This window comes from Duncaniella muris (assembly GCF_003024805.1).
GTDB classification, from domain to species: domain Bacteria; phylum Bacteroidota; class Bacteroidia; order Bacteroidales; family Muribaculaceae; genus Duncaniella; species Duncaniella muris.
This window is the reverse complement of sequence record NZ_PUEC01000001.1, coordinates 175,984-195,595: the sequence shown is the minus strand read 5'-3', so window position 1 is coordinate 195,595 and position 19,612 is coordinate 175,984. Positions and strand designations below refer to the sequence as shown.

Annotated in this window: 17 protein-coding genes; 2 read left to right on the top strand and 15 right to left on the bottom strand. The window is 41.8% G+C overall.

What is annotated here, in order from left to right:
- Positions 1-113 precede the first annotated feature (113 nt).
- The 15 genes from C5O23_RS00775 to C5O23_RS00705 form a co-directional block, all read right to left on the bottom strand.
- On the bottom strand, positions 114-833 hold the full coding sequence (locus C5O23_RS00775) for a hypothetical protein (protein ID WP_107031040.1): 720 nt from the start codon (positions 831-833) through the stop codon (positions 114-116).
- Between the two features lie 84 nt (positions 834-917).
- On the bottom strand, positions 918-2,057 hold the full coding sequence (locus tag C5O23_RS00770) for a 6-bladed beta-propeller (protein ID WP_107031039.1): 1,140 nt from the start codon (positions 2,055-2,057) through the stop codon (positions 918-920).
- Between the two features lie 51 nt (positions 2,058-2,108).
- Positions 2,109-3,164: a 6-bladed beta-propeller gene (locus tag C5O23_RS00765; RefSeq protein ID WP_107031038.1), complete on the bottom strand. Its 1,056-nt coding sequence runs from the start codon at positions 3,162-3,164 to the stop codon at positions 2,109-2,111.
- 53 nt (positions 3,165-3,217) lie between these two features.
- A complete protein-coding gene (locus tag C5O23_RS00760; RefSeq protein WP_107031037.1) occupies positions 3,218-3,760 on the bottom strand; it encodes a hypothetical protein in 543 nt (180 codons plus the stop codon).
- Positions 3,761-3,835: 75 nt separating this feature from the next.
- The gene (locus C5O23_RS00755) at positions 3,836-5,068 is read right to left on the bottom strand and encodes a 6-bladed beta-propeller (protein WP_107031036.1); all 1,233 of its coding nucleotides are present in this window, start codon (positions 5,066-5,068) and stop codon (positions 3,836-3,838) included.
- 55 nt (positions 5,069-5,123) lie between these two features.
- Complete coding sequence (locus C5O23_RS00750; protein WP_107031035.1) at positions 5,124-6,962, bottom strand: transglutaminase domain-containing protein; 1,839 nt, start codon at positions 6,960-6,962, stop codon at positions 5,124-5,126.
- Entirely contained in the window at positions 6,959-8,251 is a 1,293-nt protein-coding gene (locus C5O23_RS00745; protein WP_107031034.1) for an O-antigen ligase family protein, read from the bottom strand. The genes C5O23_RS00750 and C5O23_RS00745 overlap by 4 nt, the downstream gene beginning before the upstream one ends.
- 312 nt (positions 8,252-8,563) lie before the next feature.
- Positions 8,564-9,565 (bottom strand): 6-bladed beta-propeller, encoded by a 1,002-nt coding sequence (locus C5O23_RS00740; RefSeq protein WP_240597549.1) that lies wholly within the window; start codon positions 9,563-9,565, stop codon positions 8,564-8,566.
- A 232-nt stretch (positions 9,566-9,797) separates the two neighbouring features.
- The gene (locus tag C5O23_RS00735; protein ID WP_240597547.1) at positions 9,798-10,052 is read right to left on the bottom strand and encodes an NVEALA domain-containing protein; all 255 of its coding nucleotides are present in this window, start codon (positions 10,050-10,052) and stop codon (positions 9,798-9,800) included.
- 520 nt (positions 10,053-10,572) lie between these two features.
- On the bottom strand, positions 10,573-11,568 hold the full coding sequence (locus tag C5O23_RS00730) for a 6-bladed beta-propeller (protein ID WP_107031032.1): 996 nt from the start codon (positions 11,566-11,568) through the stop codon (positions 10,573-10,575).
- A 10-nt stretch (positions 11,569-11,578) separates the two neighbouring features.
- Positions 11,579-11,998 (bottom strand): DUF1573 domain-containing protein, encoded by a 420-nt coding sequence (locus tag C5O23_RS00725; protein WP_107031031.1) that lies wholly within the window; start codon positions 11,996-11,998, stop codon positions 11,579-11,581.
- Between the two features lie 300 nt (positions 11,999-12,298).
- Positions 12,299-12,529 carry an NVEALA domain-containing protein gene (locus C5O23_RS14625; protein WP_107031030.1) on the bottom strand — a complete coding sequence of 77 codons (231 nt, stop codon included), beginning with the start codon at positions 12,527-12,529 and terminating at the stop codon, positions 12,299-12,301.
- Positions 12,530-12,558: 29 nt separating this feature from the next.
- A complete protein-coding gene (locus tag C5O23_RS00715) occupies positions 12,559-13,431 on the bottom strand; it encodes a DUF1573 domain-containing protein (protein WP_107031029.1) in 873 nt (290 codons plus the stop codon).
- Between the two features lie 60 nt (positions 13,432-13,491).
- Complete coding sequence (locus C5O23_RS00710) at positions 13,492-13,884, bottom strand: hypothetical protein (protein ID WP_107031028.1); 393 nt, start codon at positions 13,882-13,884, stop codon at positions 13,492-13,494.
- A gap of 149 nt (positions 13,885-14,033) precedes the next feature.
- Positions 14,034-15,635 (bottom strand): tetratricopeptide repeat protein, encoded by a 1,602-nt coding sequence (locus tag C5O23_RS00705; protein ID WP_133166478.1) that lies wholly within the window; start codon positions 15,633-15,635, stop codon positions 14,034-14,036.
- A gap of 1,121 nt (positions 15,636-16,756) precedes the next feature.
- Between C5O23_RS00705 and C5O23_RS00700 the strand changes: the two genes are divergently transcribed.
- Together C5O23_RS00700 and C5O23_RS00695 are read left to right on the top strand one after the other, a co-directional pair.
- Complete coding sequence (locus C5O23_RS00700) at positions 16,757-17,362, top strand: helix-turn-helix domain-containing protein (protein ID WP_107031026.1); 606 nt, start codon at positions 16,757-16,759, stop codon at positions 17,360-17,362.
- 168 nt (positions 17,363-17,530) lie between these two features.
- The gene (locus C5O23_RS00695) at positions 17,531-19,510 is read left to right on the top strand and encodes an ABC-F family ATP-binding cassette domain-containing protein (RefSeq protein WP_107031025.1); all 1,980 of its coding nucleotides are present in this window, start codon (positions 17,531-17,533) and stop codon (positions 19,508-19,510) included.
- Positions 19,511-19,612: the final 102 nt, after the last annotated feature.

Genomic DNA, 19,612 nt, shown 5'->3' with positions numbered 1-19,612 from the left:
TGCGGATTATTGCTCCACAGACTCCCTGATCTATGCAACTAACCGTGCGTTGGCTGCGCTTGGATCTGAACTCTATATCAATTTTGCCCATACGGCTTAGTATAAATTAATTTTTACGACTTACTTAGTTCTAATACTTCAACAATACGGTTCTTATCACAATTGAAGATAATGTTGGGCATAAGCAGTCCAAGTTTATCAGGTGCGGGCACTTTATATTGATTCAGATGCTGTATGCTGTTTAAAGACAGTTCCGACCCGTCTTTTAAGATTGTTCGTTCTATAGACCCTTCGGATGGATTAACCGAAACAAATATCCGGGTACTGGTGTCTGAGAAGTTACTATAAACAGAAAAATTATTAATCCGAGGATTATTCTCTACATCTGATTCCATTTGACCTGAATCAATTGACTTTGAAAGATCAATCTTTCGAAGTTGCTGCCGATAATTGTCAGGCAGAAGTATGTATATATTTCCATCACCATTAAAAAAAGAAGCCTGAGATATCAGAGGAGAGGAGACGAATTCATCCGGTCCACTGCCTATCGATATAAACTCTAACAAAGTGGAATCTCCCTGAATACTTCTGACTTTCCATGAATTTTCTCTTTCAGCCGTTGCTATGACCATTAGAGAATCAATTACGCGGAATTGTAGATTTCCAATAGTTTTTGTATCGATAATAGTACCTGAATCGAGACTTACTACGGCAGGGAACTCTGAAAATGAGATCCGGTTGTCGAATGAAATCGTTGTTGCCTGATCTTCAGGAGTACATCCAGATAGTACAAGACAAATAGTCAAGATTACAATATTAAAAAAGATCTTCATGTCGAATAACACGTATTTGAATTAAAATAGAATTTCGGTTGGCGACATCCTGATAAATATCGGTGCGTAGAGGTAGCTGCTCAATCAATTTTCGGTATTAGAGGGTACTTGTTGCCGCATCTTATATATTACAAGTGCACTACCTTCAGATTTCAAAATATCTTCCACCGATTCAGACGCTTTTGCAAATCCATGATCTACGGCTGATTTATATCTATCATATGAATCATAATAGCCGATAAATTTGTCACCATCAACACCAACAACAGGCATTATAGCCTTTGAAATATTGTCTGATGGCATTGGAAGTATTCCATTTACATCTTTATTCCACAGCCCATACTCTATGTAACCATCGCCAAGAGTGTACGATATTATGGCATTGTTCCCACTGATGAATGGAGGCAATGTAAGATGATCGTAGTTTTTGACATCTCGCATATCAATATCACTTTTCCCTTGCAGTCCGTTCTTAAAATCAATTTTGACTTGATGATATTTTGAGGGGTCACGATCATCCATTACTGTATAACCGTCAAACATAAGAGATCCGAACACAATCTTGTTATTATTCTTCGTCAAGTAGTAGCGCTGGCCAATAGGATCAAACTCATCATCTTTATACTCGAATAAATTGTCCACAATATTCAGGTCTTTGTCTGATATGTGAACCCTGTGATTTGAATTTGGCAATTTTCGTCTGGAACCAAGGGGCACGGTAACAAACAGAAAACCGCCATTATCCAGTGACTCAACATCATCCGGGATTATAGGCATTCTTTTAGATTCAACAAATTTACCGGACAAGGCATCATAGACCAACATCTGCTGACGTCTGTTATCAACAACGTATATCCGAGATTTATCACAACAGAAGCAACTCAATTCGGAATATTCACCGGGCCCCTGGCCGATATTGTTTATAATGAATCCTGGATTTCCGCTCTCAGAATCGTATGCGCATATAATTCCTCGCCGGAAATCACCAATTACATACAGACTGTCAACACGAACTATTTTGTCAATTCCGGAAATTTCACAATCATCTAATGGTTTCAATCCCAAATACGTGACTGATTCCACCAATGTATCGGATGTGAATCGACCGGATTTATTTATGCTAATCACATCAATCCCTTTTTCGGCATCAGTTTTATTTGTATTGGCACAAGAGCTTATTAGCATGAGGCAAATAATGGCCACTGATTTTAATATATTCTTCATTTGTAAGTATTATATGATTCTATGACCGATTGAAATCAAACTGCCATATTTTCAATTATTGAATTTATAAAGTAGAATAGATGGATTCCCGTCATCAAGAGGCTGTTTATTGGTCACAAAACAGTCCTGATACACACCGATAGCACCTTGCAAAGCGCCATAGAATGGAGGTGTGTTCATATTGAGCGAAAACATCTGATTGTCACTGAACTGATAGCAAATGTGTCGTGATGGAGTTGAATGAAGCCCGAACAAAAGTATATCATCACATTTGAAAGCATACAGAACGTCAATGATCGTAGCGGCATCAATACCTGAAAATGAGTATTGATGGTCCATTGTCGCATTAACCAGAGCTTTCACAACATCACTATCCGGAATATCATCTGATAGAATTGAAAAATAATGGCTTACGGAATCATTTCTTATCAAATAGAAATCGAGTGTGAATATGTCATAGAAAATTACATCGTTTCCAGATCTCCAAAAATGTGTATTCCCTGAGCCAAAGGCGAGGTTCTCATGTTTGTGTTTTGATTTTATAATAGGCTCAATGTCTCCGTCAGCAGTGTTAAAATGCCCAAGATTGATATTGAGTTCATGCTTGTCACCAGCCTTGTTCACGAAATAAGATGTGTCGCTACCAATAGAGAAACCACAGGCTCTTCCCGGTATTTCTATGCTTGAAACAAAATTGAGAAATCCGTCATATCTATGAATCTTGCCAGTCTTGAAGTCAAATACGGCCAAATCCCCGTTAGGATACACGTCAATCTCACTCACACAGCTATATTCCCCCGGTCCATTGCCGATACTATGCAGCTTACCTATTTTTTCTCCTGTTTCACTGAATTTCCATATGGTATTTCTGATGGCATCCATAATGAAGAACCCATCTTTTGCAGGCACAAACTTCGACATATGTCCGATAGGATCATCATCTGTAGACAGACTGATTTCTCTGACTACAATTGGAGTTATAGATGTCAGTTCCTGAGTCAGGTCAATGGTGAGAATATCATCGGATTTTTCACTCAAGGACTTGCTGCATGAGGTCAATAGTGCAAGAATAGTTATTAAGAGATATGATTGTAATGTAATTTTCATCTGAAATCGGTTTCGGCTTGAGTTTTAATTCTTTAAATTGTTCATGATTTGATTTATTCATCTTTGAGCCTATTATTTTCAATCGCAGCTTCATAATATATTTTTGAAATCGCAGGATAAGCTATTAAATCTACGATCGAGTAAGCTTTTAAATCTGTACTAAGCCTAAAGATAAACACATCATGGTCGATATAATCCAACAACTTTGAATTCTTATCAGAATACATTTTTAAAGGAATGTTTTCATGAAATATTTTCATTTTACGTAGACTTGAAAAATTGCCTAATATTATAATGTCATCATTATTGCCATTCCTAACTATAGATTTCAATAATTCTATTTCCCGCTCTGCACATGAGGTACAATCGATGTTATAAAGTCCGATTATGACGATTGAATTATTCTCCACAAGCGTTTTAATGGAAATTGTATCCCCTAAAATATCTGTTATGGCAAAATCTTCTATGCTTGTATCATCCGATACAAGCATTTCATAAATGACATTTTCCATTTGAATATTAGTCTCTTCCTTTACACATCCTATTGTTGATAGGAAAAGCGCACAGAATATTATAACTTTATACCAAAGACTCATTTTTATTGGATTTGCTATTTCAATAATTCAACTTCACCAAAAAGATTTAAGTTTCCTGTATTACTTATCAGCATATTAAATATCTGTTTCTGCCATTGACGTCTTCAAGTTGAATTTAATTATAACCGGATTATTATTTTCAAAAGTAGATTCCCCAAAAGAAAGGTTACACCCCTTTGTTAAGAAACATTCCCTAAGATAATTCAAATTCTCTTCACTTAGCGCATTGGAAGCAGTTTCATCCATGTAAGACAATAAAGATGCAGCTCCATTTTTACCGACTATTACAAACGGAAAGTAACAGAATTTATTGGATATATCAGTGCGAAGATACCTTTTTGATCTGAGTGTAAGAGGGTCTACTATACATGAATAACTGTATTGTGGCGTCTGATATTCAATATACCAACTATCAGGCATAACTGTCATTTCTATATAATTGACAATTTTTATGTCGGAAGACGTATTCATGAATCTATAATAATCACGGTTATTCAACGCAGAAGTTGCTTCTATAAAATTGGGCACATCATTTGGTCCGTACAAGCCGAATCGCCCAATTGCATTTATAACGGAGTCCGAGACGCTATATATTGTATCACATAAACTTGTATAAAATAATTGTCCAAGCCGTGCGTCTTTCACAATATGTCCTGCGGGATTTGGGCGAGTATATTTAAACGGAAGAGCAGTTCCTGTCACAACCCCATCCATACCAAAGGTGCGGATATTAAAAGGATTACGTTCAAAGTAAGCTGCATACGTGCCGATATAACCGCCATCTGTCAGATATATATTTTCGGGCCTTTCCGGTCTTGCTATTTCTATGGCCGAAATAAATTCCCCCGTTAGTTTATAAGTTAAGAGTTTAGATCTCGTCCAATCTAAGATATACACAGACCCATTTGCAATAAATACCTGATTTATCGACGAATAATCTTCAGGCCCTTCACCAATCGCACCAATCTGATGGCTAAAAGTTCCATCTATATTGAATGCAAGAACTTTCTTTGGAGCTATATCGTCTGCTACTATGATTAGACTATCAGTAATTTCAACCATCGAAATGCGGCCAATCAATGATTTGTCACTTGTCTCAAGACAAATAGTCTCGATTGATTCCACCTCGGAAAGGATAAAATCATTGGATAAAGTTATCTCCTTTAGATTTAGAGAAAACAAGCTGTCAAAATCTGATAATAAAATGGAAGCCTGTGGCTGATTAGTCACTACATAAGATTTTCTTGATTCGCATCCTGTACATAGGGCAAAGCAAATGACTAAAAATGTATAAAGTATAAATTTCATGTTTTAAACTGTGATTGATTTATTAAATCCGATAGTTACGGAAAGTTGTAAGATTTTACCACCATATCTGCCTGCCATTATTAAGGGTGAACGGGCGCTCTTCTTTCCCTTCGGTGAGGTCGTGGAGTATTAGAAGAGCTCCTGAGGGGATGTTGTCAAATGTGAGGCTATAATCATTACTATGCTGTCGGCCGATAGCTCTCCATCGGTCTTTATGCCAATAAGCCAATTCATAATCATGGCCAGGGACTACGAAATTGCCGTCGTTCCACGGAAAGTAGTCAATCCGGCTTATCGTTTTTGAAGTTCCAAGATCCAAAAGCCTTTTCTTTTCTGAGGCAACCAGGGTGCCGGTTTTGTCATAAATGTCAAGCCGGTCCATATTTGCATAACTCGGCAGATCGGCTATTACTCTAATATATCTGTATCGTCCCGGCGAATCAATCAGAGCTGTATTATAAAACACAGGCACCTCAGTTATGGTAAACAATGTGTCAGGATGCTGAAACGACGGTTCATTGCAACCCTCCAGACGGGTGGATGGGATCTGAGCATAGCGGTTGAGCCATCCGGCGTTTATCGGATATTTCCGGGTAAATGTGGCTGATACAAGTTTTGTCGTATCTGCATTTAACTCTATTTTCCGGCCATTGCTGATATAAAATGGCGCACCTAAAGCCGTTTTTACGTCTTCAATGATTCCCATAGGCAGAAGCATGACTGAATCGGATATGTGCTCAAACTTTGCCTTCCCCATCTTTACCTGGGCATGAGCCTGCGGAATCCATCCGCCTGATAAAGAATGGGAACACAGCCATACATCTTCTATCTCACAGTCCGGCTTGATTTCGACTTTCCCATTCAGTCCATATTCTGCAGACACATCAACAAGTCGAGGAGAGGACAGCCGGGCAGAACTATCATCAAACAAAGGGGCATCATCTATTGGATTGAGGTCAAAAGTTTGCCGCCACACCTTGACCAACCGTTTCTTGAATTCACCCGTATATGGATAATCCTCCGGCATAGTCTGATTTTGTGCGAAAGTCGATGCATCAATTTTATTGAACTTTATTGCCACTGAATCTTCATCTACCACCGTGTATGTGCCATCGTCAAGAACGAGTGCCACCCACGTATGGGAGCGATTACTGTAATTGGCCCATTGCCCGCAATTGTCAATTACAACAGGCAAGCCGAAGGCCCGACAGACAGCCGTGAAATATACACAGCGTTCAAGACACACGCCGGAATAGTGGTTGCGTAAGGCCACGGCATCCATAACATATGGAAAATCATACTTCCCTTTTCTCTTTACGGAATTTACGGCTTTTCGCAGACGTTCAAAAGCCTCCCGCGCAGTTTTTGCGTCTTTGATGACCGGCGCATAGGTAGCTCTAAGTGAATCGCGCCAGCCGATGCGCTGCAATTCATTATCGGCTCGATATGGCAATACATACTTTTTGAACCGGTCAAAATCCACTTCGCTTTTCCAGGGGCTTTCGCTCCATGCCCGGAAGGCCTTGTCAATATTGTCAATCAGAAACTCGGCCGACAATGTTTCTATATCACGTTGTTTTTGTGGTGTAGCGGATATCTTCTGCAATGAATCCCACAATTGATTTCCCCTTTCCTGAGAAAGCCCCTGATGCATTACTGAGTCGGCAAAAGCCTGTACTCCTTCACTCCACATCACCGAATGTCCCGGCATATTGGCTACGAGCCAACGTGCAGCCTCCTGTTTCTGCGTATCGCCAGCATAATGAGTCAATACCTTTTCAATCTCATGCCGATTGCTGCGGGCTTGTTCAAGGGCATAATCAAGCAATTCATCATGTGATGTACATGATGAGACCAGCAAACAGGACAATATGTAAGATAATAACCGATTCATTCTTCTACACCTAAAATTTCACTTGCTTCCTCACGCATTTCTTCTATGGCCCGTGAGTGGATTTTTTCACGAGTGTTCAATATGTGTCTCGCTTCCTGACGTTGACGGACCGGGTAAAAAAAAGTGGAATCGCCATAAAGCTGCATGAGCAGATAATGAGGATAAAGGCGATTTGGACAGCGGTTGACTGATTTCTGAAGGTAATGCTCCGCGCTGTCAGGCTGCCCTAAAGCGCGATAGTTTTTTGCGATGATATTGAGTATCATGGGGTCTGCTGAATGTGGGAGCATTCCGAGAAGCAGATTGTTTGACTTGCGGTAGTTGTGCGCACGGTGCAGATTATGGGCTACTGCAAAATCAGACCTGACATCACCGGTTGCATTATTGGAGAGAAACAGACAGGTAAAAACCACTATGATTCCTGCCGAAGCCGGGCCGATTATCCGGGAAGCGGATGAAAGCCACGCACCGGAGAGGACAAGAGCAATGGCAATAACAAACAGAGGAAACTGCAATGGATATGAGGCAAACATTACTACTGCAGCTCCTGCTGAACTACCGGCAAAGTCATAAACCTTGTTATTAATGGCTGTCATAAGGGCGCCTGCTATCATGACAATCACCCCTGCCGCGGCCAACGGGCCATAGGCTATGGCTATCTGAAGATATTCGTTAAACACATATTCGGGAGCATCGGCCACCATGATTTCCTGTTCAGAACCTTTGCCGGACGCAAAATATTGCTCCTGAGCTTCTCCGTAGGTCCCGGCGACATCTGACCAGCCTACCCCTGTAAGCGGAACTTCCATCGCAGCCTGAACCGCGACTTTCCACATCAGCAGTCTTCCGTCTGCCGAGTTTTTCTTTACTATGTATATACCTCCTGCAATAATCACACACATGATACCTAAGGCTAATAATCTTCCTTTGCTCAATCGCCGAAGATTCGATCTATCTGACATTGCAATGATTCCACCGATACCGCAGGCCGCTATAGCAGTCCTGCTCATTGTGACGGGGATGAGAATGGCGCAGAAGAGCGCCATTGTCCATCCCGTCAGTTTTTGAAGCTTATTGTCTGATGAATTTGCATCACGCAAAGCAAATGGAAAAACCAACGCCAGGCAGCACGCGTAAGGTCCGGGATTATAAAAACTTCCCGTGACGCTGTAAGATGCATTCAGACTTTCGGCCAAGCCCATGAGTTGCAGAACTCCCGTCACGGCTTCACGCAATCCAATGCAGTAAAGCATGACTATCAACAGAATTCTAATGTTGCACTTTTTCATGTGACCGATAGTTTTGCCGAGCGCCCTTGAAAGTTGTTTTATTACATGTCAAGGTATTTCTGATTTCAGTATTTTTTGAGTTTCCACTTCATGATCAGCAGGTTTGTATCTTCCGTGATATCAGATGCAGGCTGCTTTTTTCATACGTCAATTCCTTATTGCCGGAATAAATATTGACCACTGGAGCACCACCGTTGTTTACTGCATCTTGATTCTTACATGATTGAAGAATCAAGATGAAAATAAACATTACAACAGTCCGGATTGATATTGCTTTCATGGCCTATCTTTCTGTTGTGCCTGCCGGACAGTTTAATTCAAGGTGTTTAAAACCAATACACGAGCCCCAGATTTAAGAGAATCTTTTATCGAATCTGGAAGAGTCGCATAATCACGGCAACGATGTGCCAGCTCCTCATTCATAAGACTTACTACGACAGAGTCACCTACAGATGTCAGAGGCTCGATGATGTCATATACAGAAGAATTGCTTGTAAACTTACGGCTTCCACACATATTATTTACCGGATCACAAATAATTGTGTACTGCGAGCTCTCATCTTCCACCAGCCCTATCAATAGGCTGCCCGACAGGGGAAATGGCGTGTCTACAAGCCTCAGATAAGATTTGTCTTCTTCATTGCGCCGAAATGCCAGAAAATCTTTTTTTGCTATCTGAGATATTCCCTTTTCCATGAAATCAAAAATTATTCGGCCGGTTACATTGCCGTTTTTATCCATTTTTATTAAAGTATCTAACGGACTTCTGTAATATAATATACCATCAGAGGTTTCACGTAACACATTGTTTGTCGTACAACCACCTACATATCCGTCTTCATAATAGCAGAAAGAAGTCTGTATATGTCCTGATGGGTCAGTAATACAAAGGCTTGGTGATGCTTTCCCGTCAGGAGCGATATTGAATATGAAATTTCCATTCCGAAGGCGTTTGAAAGCATCCGCGAGAAACTTGAGCTTTGATTCACTGATGAATGTACCATCGTGGGAATAACGGATTACTTTTCGGTTATTTGTATCCAATACATATACACCAGTTGAATCCACATCCATATCCCATGGAAAAACGTATTCTCCAGGCCCATTGCCCTGTCTCCCGTAGCTTCCCATCGGTGATCCATCGGAGGTAAATGACACGAGTTTCCGAGCCGAACTTCTGTCGAGAATATAGTAATTCCCATTGAAAAACCTCACTTTATCTATATCCATAAACATCGTTTCATCATCCTCTTTCAAAATTACGAATGAAGCATGATGATCACGATATAAGCCGTCATAAGAATCCTTGCACATATCTATATTAATAACGGACTGTGGCACATCTGTGTCTCGTGCATTATTATCCTTTGAGCATGACAATACGCATCCGATAAAACATGTCGTAAATAATATTCTAATGAATAAATGGTTCATTTCGGAAGTTTATTTATTAAATTGGGGAATGATTCATATCAAATAATATTACTTAAGTATTATTGAGCGTGCTGAAACCGAAAGGCTATACCGACTTCTTCATCCAAACATGTTAATAACAATCTGTACCTGAGCATGGATGAGAGTTTATACAGCGACACACCATCCTATGACCGCCGCCATAGCATCTTTTTTCTTCTGCTGGCCCCGTATTGCTGTAGCCTGACGTATCTTCCTGACTTGAAAGAGCCTCAACATTTGCAAGCGCCAAAGCACCCAGCTGTTGATTCGGTGATTGATTGTAATAGCCGATGATTCCGCTTACAGCGGCAATAACCACGGTTGTGGCGAGCATGTTTTTTTTCATGATTATGAATGTTTTAATTAAAATATTATTGAATAAATGTTTATGTAACTTGCTATTCTTTCAACTTATACTTTAACAAATACAAGGCTTCATCTTCAACCTGTTTAAATATGCTGTCAATGTCTGCAACATGATTCAGCAGCAACTTCGATCTTGTTGCCAGAACCTCCTTCTTCACTATTGCATAAGCATATTCTTCATCAGTTTCTTCTATATACGTGAATAGATATTTTGTATCAGCGACAGATGTTTTATTAGATTATAATGTCATTGCCTGTCAAAGCATTCTTGAGCTTCCACTTCATTATCAGCAGGTTTATATCTTCCGTGATATCAGATGCAAGCTGCTTTTTTCATGCGTCAATTCCTTATTGCCGGAATAAATATTGACCACTGGAGCACCACCGTTGTTTACTGCACCTTGATTCTTACATGACTGAAGAATCAAGGTGCGAATAAACACGATGAGTGGTAGGGTTGATTTTTTATTCACTCATATTAATTAGCCTTACTTATCATCCTATAGGATATCATCCAGCTCGATATACCCAAACTGAATGTTTTCGTCGTTGAATATGCAGAACAGCCTGTTTGACGCTTGGTTATATGCCATGTCTGTTATGTTTTTTCCGACAATTAGCGTTTTGACATAACTGCCGTCATGCTTGTACACTCTGATCCTGTCGGCACTGTAGGCATTTTCCCCCTCCCGCCCTGAATAGGAGGCCAGAATATAATGCGGTATCACTTCTATCTCTCTGAAAAACACTTTGTCTTTCATTACCTCAGATGAGTAATCCGGTCCTTCAGTTTTATGAAGCAATTCACCTTTAAAATTATATATGTTCAGAATATCATTATTGGTAGCGCCCTCGGCAATAATGCTGTCGGCTAATGAGATACCAAATAATGACTTCAGCCCGGCCATACGCTCCGGATCGGAAATTTCTGTTAATTCGCCCGTTGTTATGTTATATTTGCAAAGGCCCTGGGAATATCCTCTGCTTTTGGGATCCATAGTGATTGACCTTGCAAAACCGATTGAATCATTGACATGGACATAGCGGTCTGGAAATTGCCGATTATTGAAATCAGCCTTTATCGAAGGACTATAATCGGCTTTAACCAATGCACTGTCGATGTCATAGGTGGCAATTTTCAATTGTCCATAATCGAATATGGAAATAGATTTTCCGCTATTGTCAATAAAAACAGCTCCAGGAACCGTTATTTCATCCGGTCCGGGGCCGAATTGTGCTATTTGCCCTTTGACTTTCAGCGAAGGAAGATCAATGATTGTCAGAATCCTGTCCTTGGCATGTCCATCCACAACAACAATCATGGAGCCAAATGAGTATATGCCGGCTCCATTACCTACCGAAATTGTATCAAGTTCAAATGGAATCACATTTTGTGATATGTCCACATCCTTATCAAGAGAATTATCTCCTGAATGCCCGCAAGATACGGCAAGCACGGGCAATACTATCAGCAAAATCTTATTAAAAAATCTCATTTTTTCAACATCATTTTACAACATTACCTTCAATTACAGCAATAGTAGGTTTCTTCACCCCTTTATAATACACCTTTATCGTGCCACGGAATTTCCCTATAGGAGCTTTAAATTTAAGGTATCCTTCAAGACTGATCTTCCATTCCGGCATCATCCACGGTCGTGAAGTTGCAAATTTCATTCCCGGATCAGAAACTACAAGTTTTTCAATTTCCAGTTTCCGGTTAGATTGATTATGCAGGGCACAGCCGGTCTCCACCTTCTCTCCGACATGGACTGTCCCGATGTCTATTTTTGTTATCTTGACAGCCGGGAAACCACGCAATAAAGACACTTTTACACTGTCGGCTATTATCTCGGATTCTGCTTTAGCCGTATATACAGCGAACTGCGACATAAAAAACAATGTAATAAAAATAAAACGTCTCATAACTTTGAAATATATTTTATTAAGTAGCTTTGGAAAAATTAATTTATACTATATGCGGGATTTATTCAGAGTCCGGGATCGAGGACTGAAGAGGGAGTTTATAGATATAAACGACCGATAAAGAGCTTAATTTCGGCCGGAATAAAACCGCAGAGAGTATGAAAGATCATCCGTAGGAGCTACTTATGTACATTATATCGTTTAATTTTGAAAAGTTACTTATGTTATTTGTTTCATGGTTGACGATCGAATGGATGGAATAAGTGTGAGATTCACCTATTCCATCCATCAGAAACGTTTTTAGCATATCCGATCATTCGGCAACCAATAATGTGGGCCAGGACAGCATCCATCTCCACCAGGGGCACAACATCTATCCCAACCGACTATAATCTCGCTGTTTGACAACGCTTCAACATTTGTGAGAGTCAATGCATTGTTCAATACTGGATTCTGAGACTGATGGAAAAAGCCATAGCACGAACTTATGGCTGCTAAGACTACGAATGAGGCTAAAAAGATCTTTTTCATGAGTAAATCTTTATAAAATTGAATAAAATTTAATTGATGACAGATCCTGAGACTTCCAGTACTGTCGGGTTTTCAAATCCGTGATAATATATGTACACATTCCGCCTGAATATGCCGGTAATAGAATCTTCATGGAATTTAATCTGGATCGGCAAAGTATCATTTGGAGGAATGACGCTATCTGAAATGATAGCTTCCGTACAATGACATGATGAAATGACATCTCTGACAAACACGGTGTCCATACTTTCATTCTTAAGCGCATAATTGACCGTTAAAACTTCTCCCAATCTGACTTCTCCGATTTCTTTTTTTGAATCATCGACAGTAATTATCTGAGTTCCGCCCTTATTGAATGTCTTTCTTCCTGAAATAATGGCTCGGTATAATTCTGCAATACCTACATTGTAAGCGGGGTTGCCAATAGCTACAACATGATTGTTTCGATCCAAGAGGAAAGTACGGAGCATAATGTCGTCAGGAAACTGATTAAGTATCTGCAAAGAGTCGTTTACATCATTAACAACTTGATAAGGATAATCATCGCGTTGGATAAGATAGGCCAATTCGCGGTTGTATTTTGCATTGACAACAATTACTGCATTGAAATCCCTCTCTCCGACAATCGAGTCCAACGAACTGAAAAACTCTTTCCAAATCGGTAACTTCATCTTGCAACCGGTGCAACCGGTACTGTCAACATATGTGAGAATCGTAAAATCTGCATCTGACAGATCAATTGTATCTCCTGTAATAACATCTGTCATTACATCAGGAAACACTATCTCCCGTCCCTGCCACTCGGATACAAGCCTGGCATAAGCATCTGTTTCAGATGCACAAGACCATAAGGTAATGCTTGCAAGAAACATCAATATTATCTGGATGACTGACTTCTTCATGGCTTAACAGTTGGGTTTTAGCGTAAATAAGCGGTCAATTGTTTCTCTGAATTTATGATTCTATTTTCCGGGCAACTCAATATATCCTATATATTGGTACGACTCGGTTATAAATCTAAGCTGATAAAGACCACTGACATCACATAGTAATCCGACAAAATCGGGTTCATCTATATATTGAGCCACAAGTGCTGTTCCATCAGAATCCCAGATCTCATAAGATATGATTTCTGAAGTCAGTGTGGTCTGGACTGTGCCTTTTGAGAAATCAATTACGCAGACTATAGGTGATGGTAATGACCTATGCCCTTTAGATGGTGATGGCTGTTTGTATGGATCATCAATAGATTCTTGTTGAGTCAGATTTACGGTAATACAATAGGCATCAGCCCTGACTTCTGAATAAAATAAGGGGCAAAGAAATAGGATTAAGAGTTGTAAGAGACGTTTCATGGTGTTGATGAATTTTGATGCAAAATTAGATTGTTCCACATTAACATTCCGAAAATATCAGTACGGAAATAATTCGATTTTTATATTCTGAGGATTATTCGAATTATTTTCGAACTGAATCCATTTAGATTAAGCAAAAGGTAAACTGTTTATAAAAAGAGGATTAGTGGATTGAGCAGTTTGATATTATTTCCCGAACCGAAAATTTTATAGCTCAATATAGAACGACGCGATGAAATGGTGCTTTTTGTCCGGTTGAGCAGGATTGCCATGCTTGACGGTGAGATCCCGCAGCGGATTAGTAACGCAACCCGGAATTCGGAGTCTGTGATTTTGCAGTTGGTGAGGGTGTTAAGGCGTGTCCTAAATTCGGGAGAGTCTACCGCGATAAGCTGAGCCAGCTCCTCCCATAGACCGTCGGAATCAGGGATAGACTTATTCTTCGCTATAAAATTCTCCAACCGTTGGTAGATATCCGAAAGGATTATGCTCTCCTTCACGACTGGTGAGTTACAGCCGACTTGTTTGGGCGAATTAAATTCATGAAGAATTTTTTTGCGCAGAATTTCCTGTTGAGTGTTAACAGTAGAACCCGTAGGCTCCATATTCTGATTTTGGCGGAAATCCCTAAGAGTGTCAAGCGTCATCTGCAGGCGCACAATTTCCCGCAGATTGCGCATTCTCAGCCAAAGCAGGCCGATGACAGCTAAAGCCGCAAGAACAGAGATGATGCAGACGAGTAGATAAAGTTTGTTTTTCCCGGCTTCCGCTTTCTCCTTCTCACGGACATGGAGCTGATAGTTGTATTGGGAATTTTGAATAATAGCCTCGCTTGCCTCGTAAGTATCGAGATAATTTTCAATTGCACGATCATATATCGGTTGATAAAAAAGGAGGGTATCTTTGGGGACTAAGCTTTTGAGCTTTGGCGAAAACATGATTTTGAATCCTGTGCGTTTGTAGGGGCTGTTGCTCATTGCAAGTTGCCGGGCATAGATATAAGCGGTATCTTGAACGTTGGCATCCAGATATATCTGTGCGGCTATTGCAAGAGAATAGTTCCTACAAAGCGGGTCTACCTTGCCCGGCAATCCTCTGATGACCATCAAGGCCGAGTCAGTTTTGTGCTCACGATGCAATATCGAAGCTAACTCAAGAGCCATATCGGCCTGCTCAATTTCTGACAGCCCTATTGCCAGCCTGATGGCCTCTGCATTGTATTTACGTGCCGCTGGCAGATTACCGACCTTTATATTGACTTGACTCAGGAGGCTGTAATCATATGTAAGGTTGAACGTATCTCCCGACTGTTTGCCTATCTCTATAGATTTCTCCAGATATGGAATTGCATCGGAGTGTAGTTTGAGATTGTCAAGCAGCCGGCCGGTCTGGCTTAAAGCAGCAGACTTTAATTCCAAATTATCCATATTCTCCGGAATGACATCAAGCGCCGACTGGAAATATCGAAGAGCCGTCGGGTAATCGCCAAGATCGGAGTAAACACGACCGCCATAATAGAGAGCCAAGGGATATAATCGGTCATCCTTGTGTGAAGAATAGTAATCCATCACATCAAGCACAAGGCTGTCTGAGGTATGGGTTATGTAGGCTTTGTCGCGAGCTTCGATTGACAGAAGATCGGCCAGATGGCGGTCAGCCTCAGTCAGAGAACTCCGGTCGATGCTGTCGAGGATCACGATCGCCCTTTCAGGCGAATCGGAAATCACCTTCTCGATATAGTCAAAATCCACTACATTACCCCTATGACTACAGGCAATGAACAAAATGGAGAGAGCAGATATTAAGAGCGTTTTTATCATTAAAAGAGCTATCAGAGCGCAAATTTATTGAAATTACTCCGAAAATTCAAAAAATCAGTAAGCAACATTGCTGAAGTTTGTTAAAATCTTCAATGCTCAAAGTTACTTATTACAAAATACTCACACACTGTACCATCGGAAGCCCAAGACAGAGGTGTATAAGGAGCAAAGTGGGAAACCCGGACAAATAATAGGGATGAGAATTCAATATTTCGAGGCTGAATCGTAATACGGCGCAAATATCGCTTTGTTGAGAAGTGTTATCAATAGATAACGCGGTATAATAACTGTATTGGGAATATAAAAAGCAAATATCATTGGTTAATTATCGTTAATCAGTATGTATTTTCATATTTGTGACTTGTTATAACAATGAGCATCAGATGGATGCCGTCAATTTTTGAAAATCTGTTCTTAGATCAAGTATTTTGAGTTTACAAACTTAAATATACACTATTCTAAATTGCAAATGCAAGTTTGCAATCCAAACGTAAGATTCTCATTTGCATTGTCGCTCTTTGTATTTACATTTATTATGATTTATGACATCTCAATTTCAATTTTCAAATCGCAAATTCAATCCATTTACATTCTTGAATTTATATTTACATCATCTGTTTTTGCAATCCTAATTCATATTTGCTATCTGTCCGAATTTCAAATCTACGCATCACAATTGCAAATTATAAAGCATTAACATTCAGAATAACTAATTAATTATCACCTATATTATAAAAATAATCCAAATCAAAGCTTTAATATATCACGCCATCCCACAGCCACTTACAGGCCATCACTAAATTCAAATCCATATACGCATATAACTCCCCGATTATATAGAATTTTACAGCTTAACCCTAAACCATTGCTTCAAATCTTGCATTTACAATAGCAAACTCGCCATAAGGTAATTGACTTTACAATTGATAATCCACACCAATCTAATTTCAATTCTCAAATTTTAGAGTTTTCATTCTTAAATTTGCATATTCAAAATTATATAATTACATTTGCAATCGCATTACAATTCAAAATTCTAAAGAATTTGCATTATGGACCTCGTTTCAAGACTCAAACACTATCTCGACAGCCGTCAGATCAGCATAACCCAGTTTGCAGATGAATGCGGAATCCCTCGCCCCACTGGCAGCCAACTACTTGCAGGTCGCAACAAGAAGGTGAGCGATGAGATCATCAGCAAAATCCACAGCGCCTACCCCGATCTAAACATCGTATGGCTGATGTTTGGCGAGGGAAATATGGTGACGAACGGAAATATTGAAATCTCAGAGCCTCAAATTAGCCCGGTTTCAGCATCTGCGCACCAGCAATCGCCAATTAACCAGCAAATTGACTTCGGATTAGATTTCGATGAAACACCTTTGCAAAATTCTTCAGAAAAATCTGTGGCTACGACATCCGCGCCAGCCCCCAACACGACATTTACATTTGCCACTCCAGCAGATCCAGCCGAGCCACCGGCCCGCCCATCCGCCGACTTCTCTTCTCCAGCTACCGGAGCTGACTCCGCTGATGACTCCATCACACTCACTCCCGGAAAAGGGAAACGAGTCACAGGCATTGTGGTCTATTACGATGACTGCACCTACGAATCCTTCATTCCGGATCCGGCCCACGGCCACCCTTTCATGCGGTAGCCCCCCAGACTTCCTCCACCACCACCAACCCGGCCTCACACTCCACTCCATCGGCATCGCCCCATGCTCCCCTACAAAACTCTTGGCAGTCTGCGGGATTCTGAGTAATTTTGCAATCCGAAAAACAAAATCACTCAAAACCCATCCATCATACTCCCGCAATCCGCTATGAGCATTTCAATCAACAGCCTCTCGGTCGAATTCAGCGCAAAATCTCTCTTTGACAACATATCCTATATCATAAACCCCAAAGACCGCATCGCCCTTGTCGGCAAAAACGGAGCCGGCAAATCGACAATGCTCAAAATCATAGCCGGGCTGCAGAAACCTACATCCGGCAACGTGGCCATGCCACGCGACACCACAGTAGGCTATCTTCCGCAACACATCAACGTCAGCGACACCTCCTCCGTCATTGACGAAGTCCGCAGCGCCTTCAGCCACGTCGACAAAATGCGGGCACGCCTCGATGAAATCAACAACGAACTTCTCACCCGCACCGACTACGAATCTGACGCCTATCAGGAGCTCATCGAGACAATGACCTCGCTGACCGACCGCCTCGCCATTGAAGAAAGCGAAAACTTCGAAGCCGAAATCGAAAAGACACTCATCGGCCTCGGCTTCCTCCGCAGCGACTTCCAGCGCCCCACGTCAGAATTTTCCGGCGGGTGGCGCATGCGCATCGAACTCGCCAAGATTCTCCTCGCCCGCCCCGACGTACTCCTGCTTGACGAACCCACCAACCACCTCGACATCGAGTCGATCCAGTGGCTCGAAAATTTCCTCATCACAAAAGCCAAAGCCGTGGTGCTCGTCAGCCACGACCGCGCTTTCATCGACAACGTCACCAACCGCACAATTGAAATTTCACTCGGCAAAATCTACGACTATTCCGTCAACTACTCCAAATATCTCGTCCTGCGGCAGGAGCGCCTCGATCAGCAGATGCGCGCCTATCAGAACCAGCAGAAAATGATTCAGGACACCGAAGACTTCATTGAACGCTTCCGCTACAAAGCCACCAAGAGCGTCCAGGTTCAGAGCCGCATCAAACAGCTTGCCAAAATCGAGCGCATCGAAGTAGACGAAGTAGACACCTCCCGCCTCAACCTCAAGTTTCCTCCCGCTCCACGATCCGGTGACTATCCCGTCATCGCCGACAACGTTGGCAAAGCCTATGGCAACCATCAGGTTTTTGACCACGCCACTTTCACCATAAAGCGCGGCGAGAAAGTAGCCTTCGTAGGCAAAAACGGCGAAGGCAAATCAACCCTTGTCAAATGTATCATGGGCGAGATACCGTTTACCGGAAACCTCAAAATCGGCCACAACGTAAAGATCGGCTACTTCGCCCAGAACCAGGCCACGCTGCTTGACGGAGAAATCACCGTGTTCGACACTATCGACCGCGTGGCCGTCGGCGATATCCGCACCAGGATCCGCGACATCCTCGGCGCCTTCATGTTCGGAGGCGAAGCTTCCGACAAGAAAGTCAAAGTCCTTTCCGGCGGTGAAAAGACACGACTGGCCATGATCCGTCTCCTGCTTGAGCCCGTCAATCTGCTGATCCTCGATGAGCCCACCAATCACCTCGACATGAAAACCAAGGACATTCTCAAGCAGGCTATCAAAGACTTCAACGGAACAGTCATCGTAGTCAGCCACGACCGCGAATTCCTTGACGGCCTTGTTGAGAAAGTCTATGAATTCGGCGGCGGTCAGGTCCGCGAATGCCTCGGCGGCATCTACGAATTCCTCGAAAAGAAAAAACTCGCATCACTCGCCGAGCTCGAACGCAACACCATCCGCCCCGTCGCCGACAAAACTCCGGCAGCTTCCAAGCCCAAAGAAGCCGATACCTCCAGTGATGCGCCGGCATCAACCGCCCCAGCTCAGCGCAAGCTCAGCTACGCCGAACAGCGCGAACACGAAAAGCTCGTCCGCAAAGCCCGCAAAAAAGTCGAAGAAGCCGAAGCCGAAATCTCGCGCCTTGAACAGGAAGTAGCCGACATCGAGTCCGCCATCTCCGCAGGCAACCCGCCGGCCGACATCTACGACCGCCACGCCACAGCCACCAAGCAACTCGAAAACGCCATGTCACTCTGGGAACTCGCCTCAATGGAACTCGAAGAAATCTCACGCTAATACAAAAGCGCACCAAAGCACAGAAAGAATACCAAAAAAAGCAAGAGGAGCCCGCTTTTCATTAAGCAGACTCCTCTTGTCTTTTCTTACCAGGACATTCCC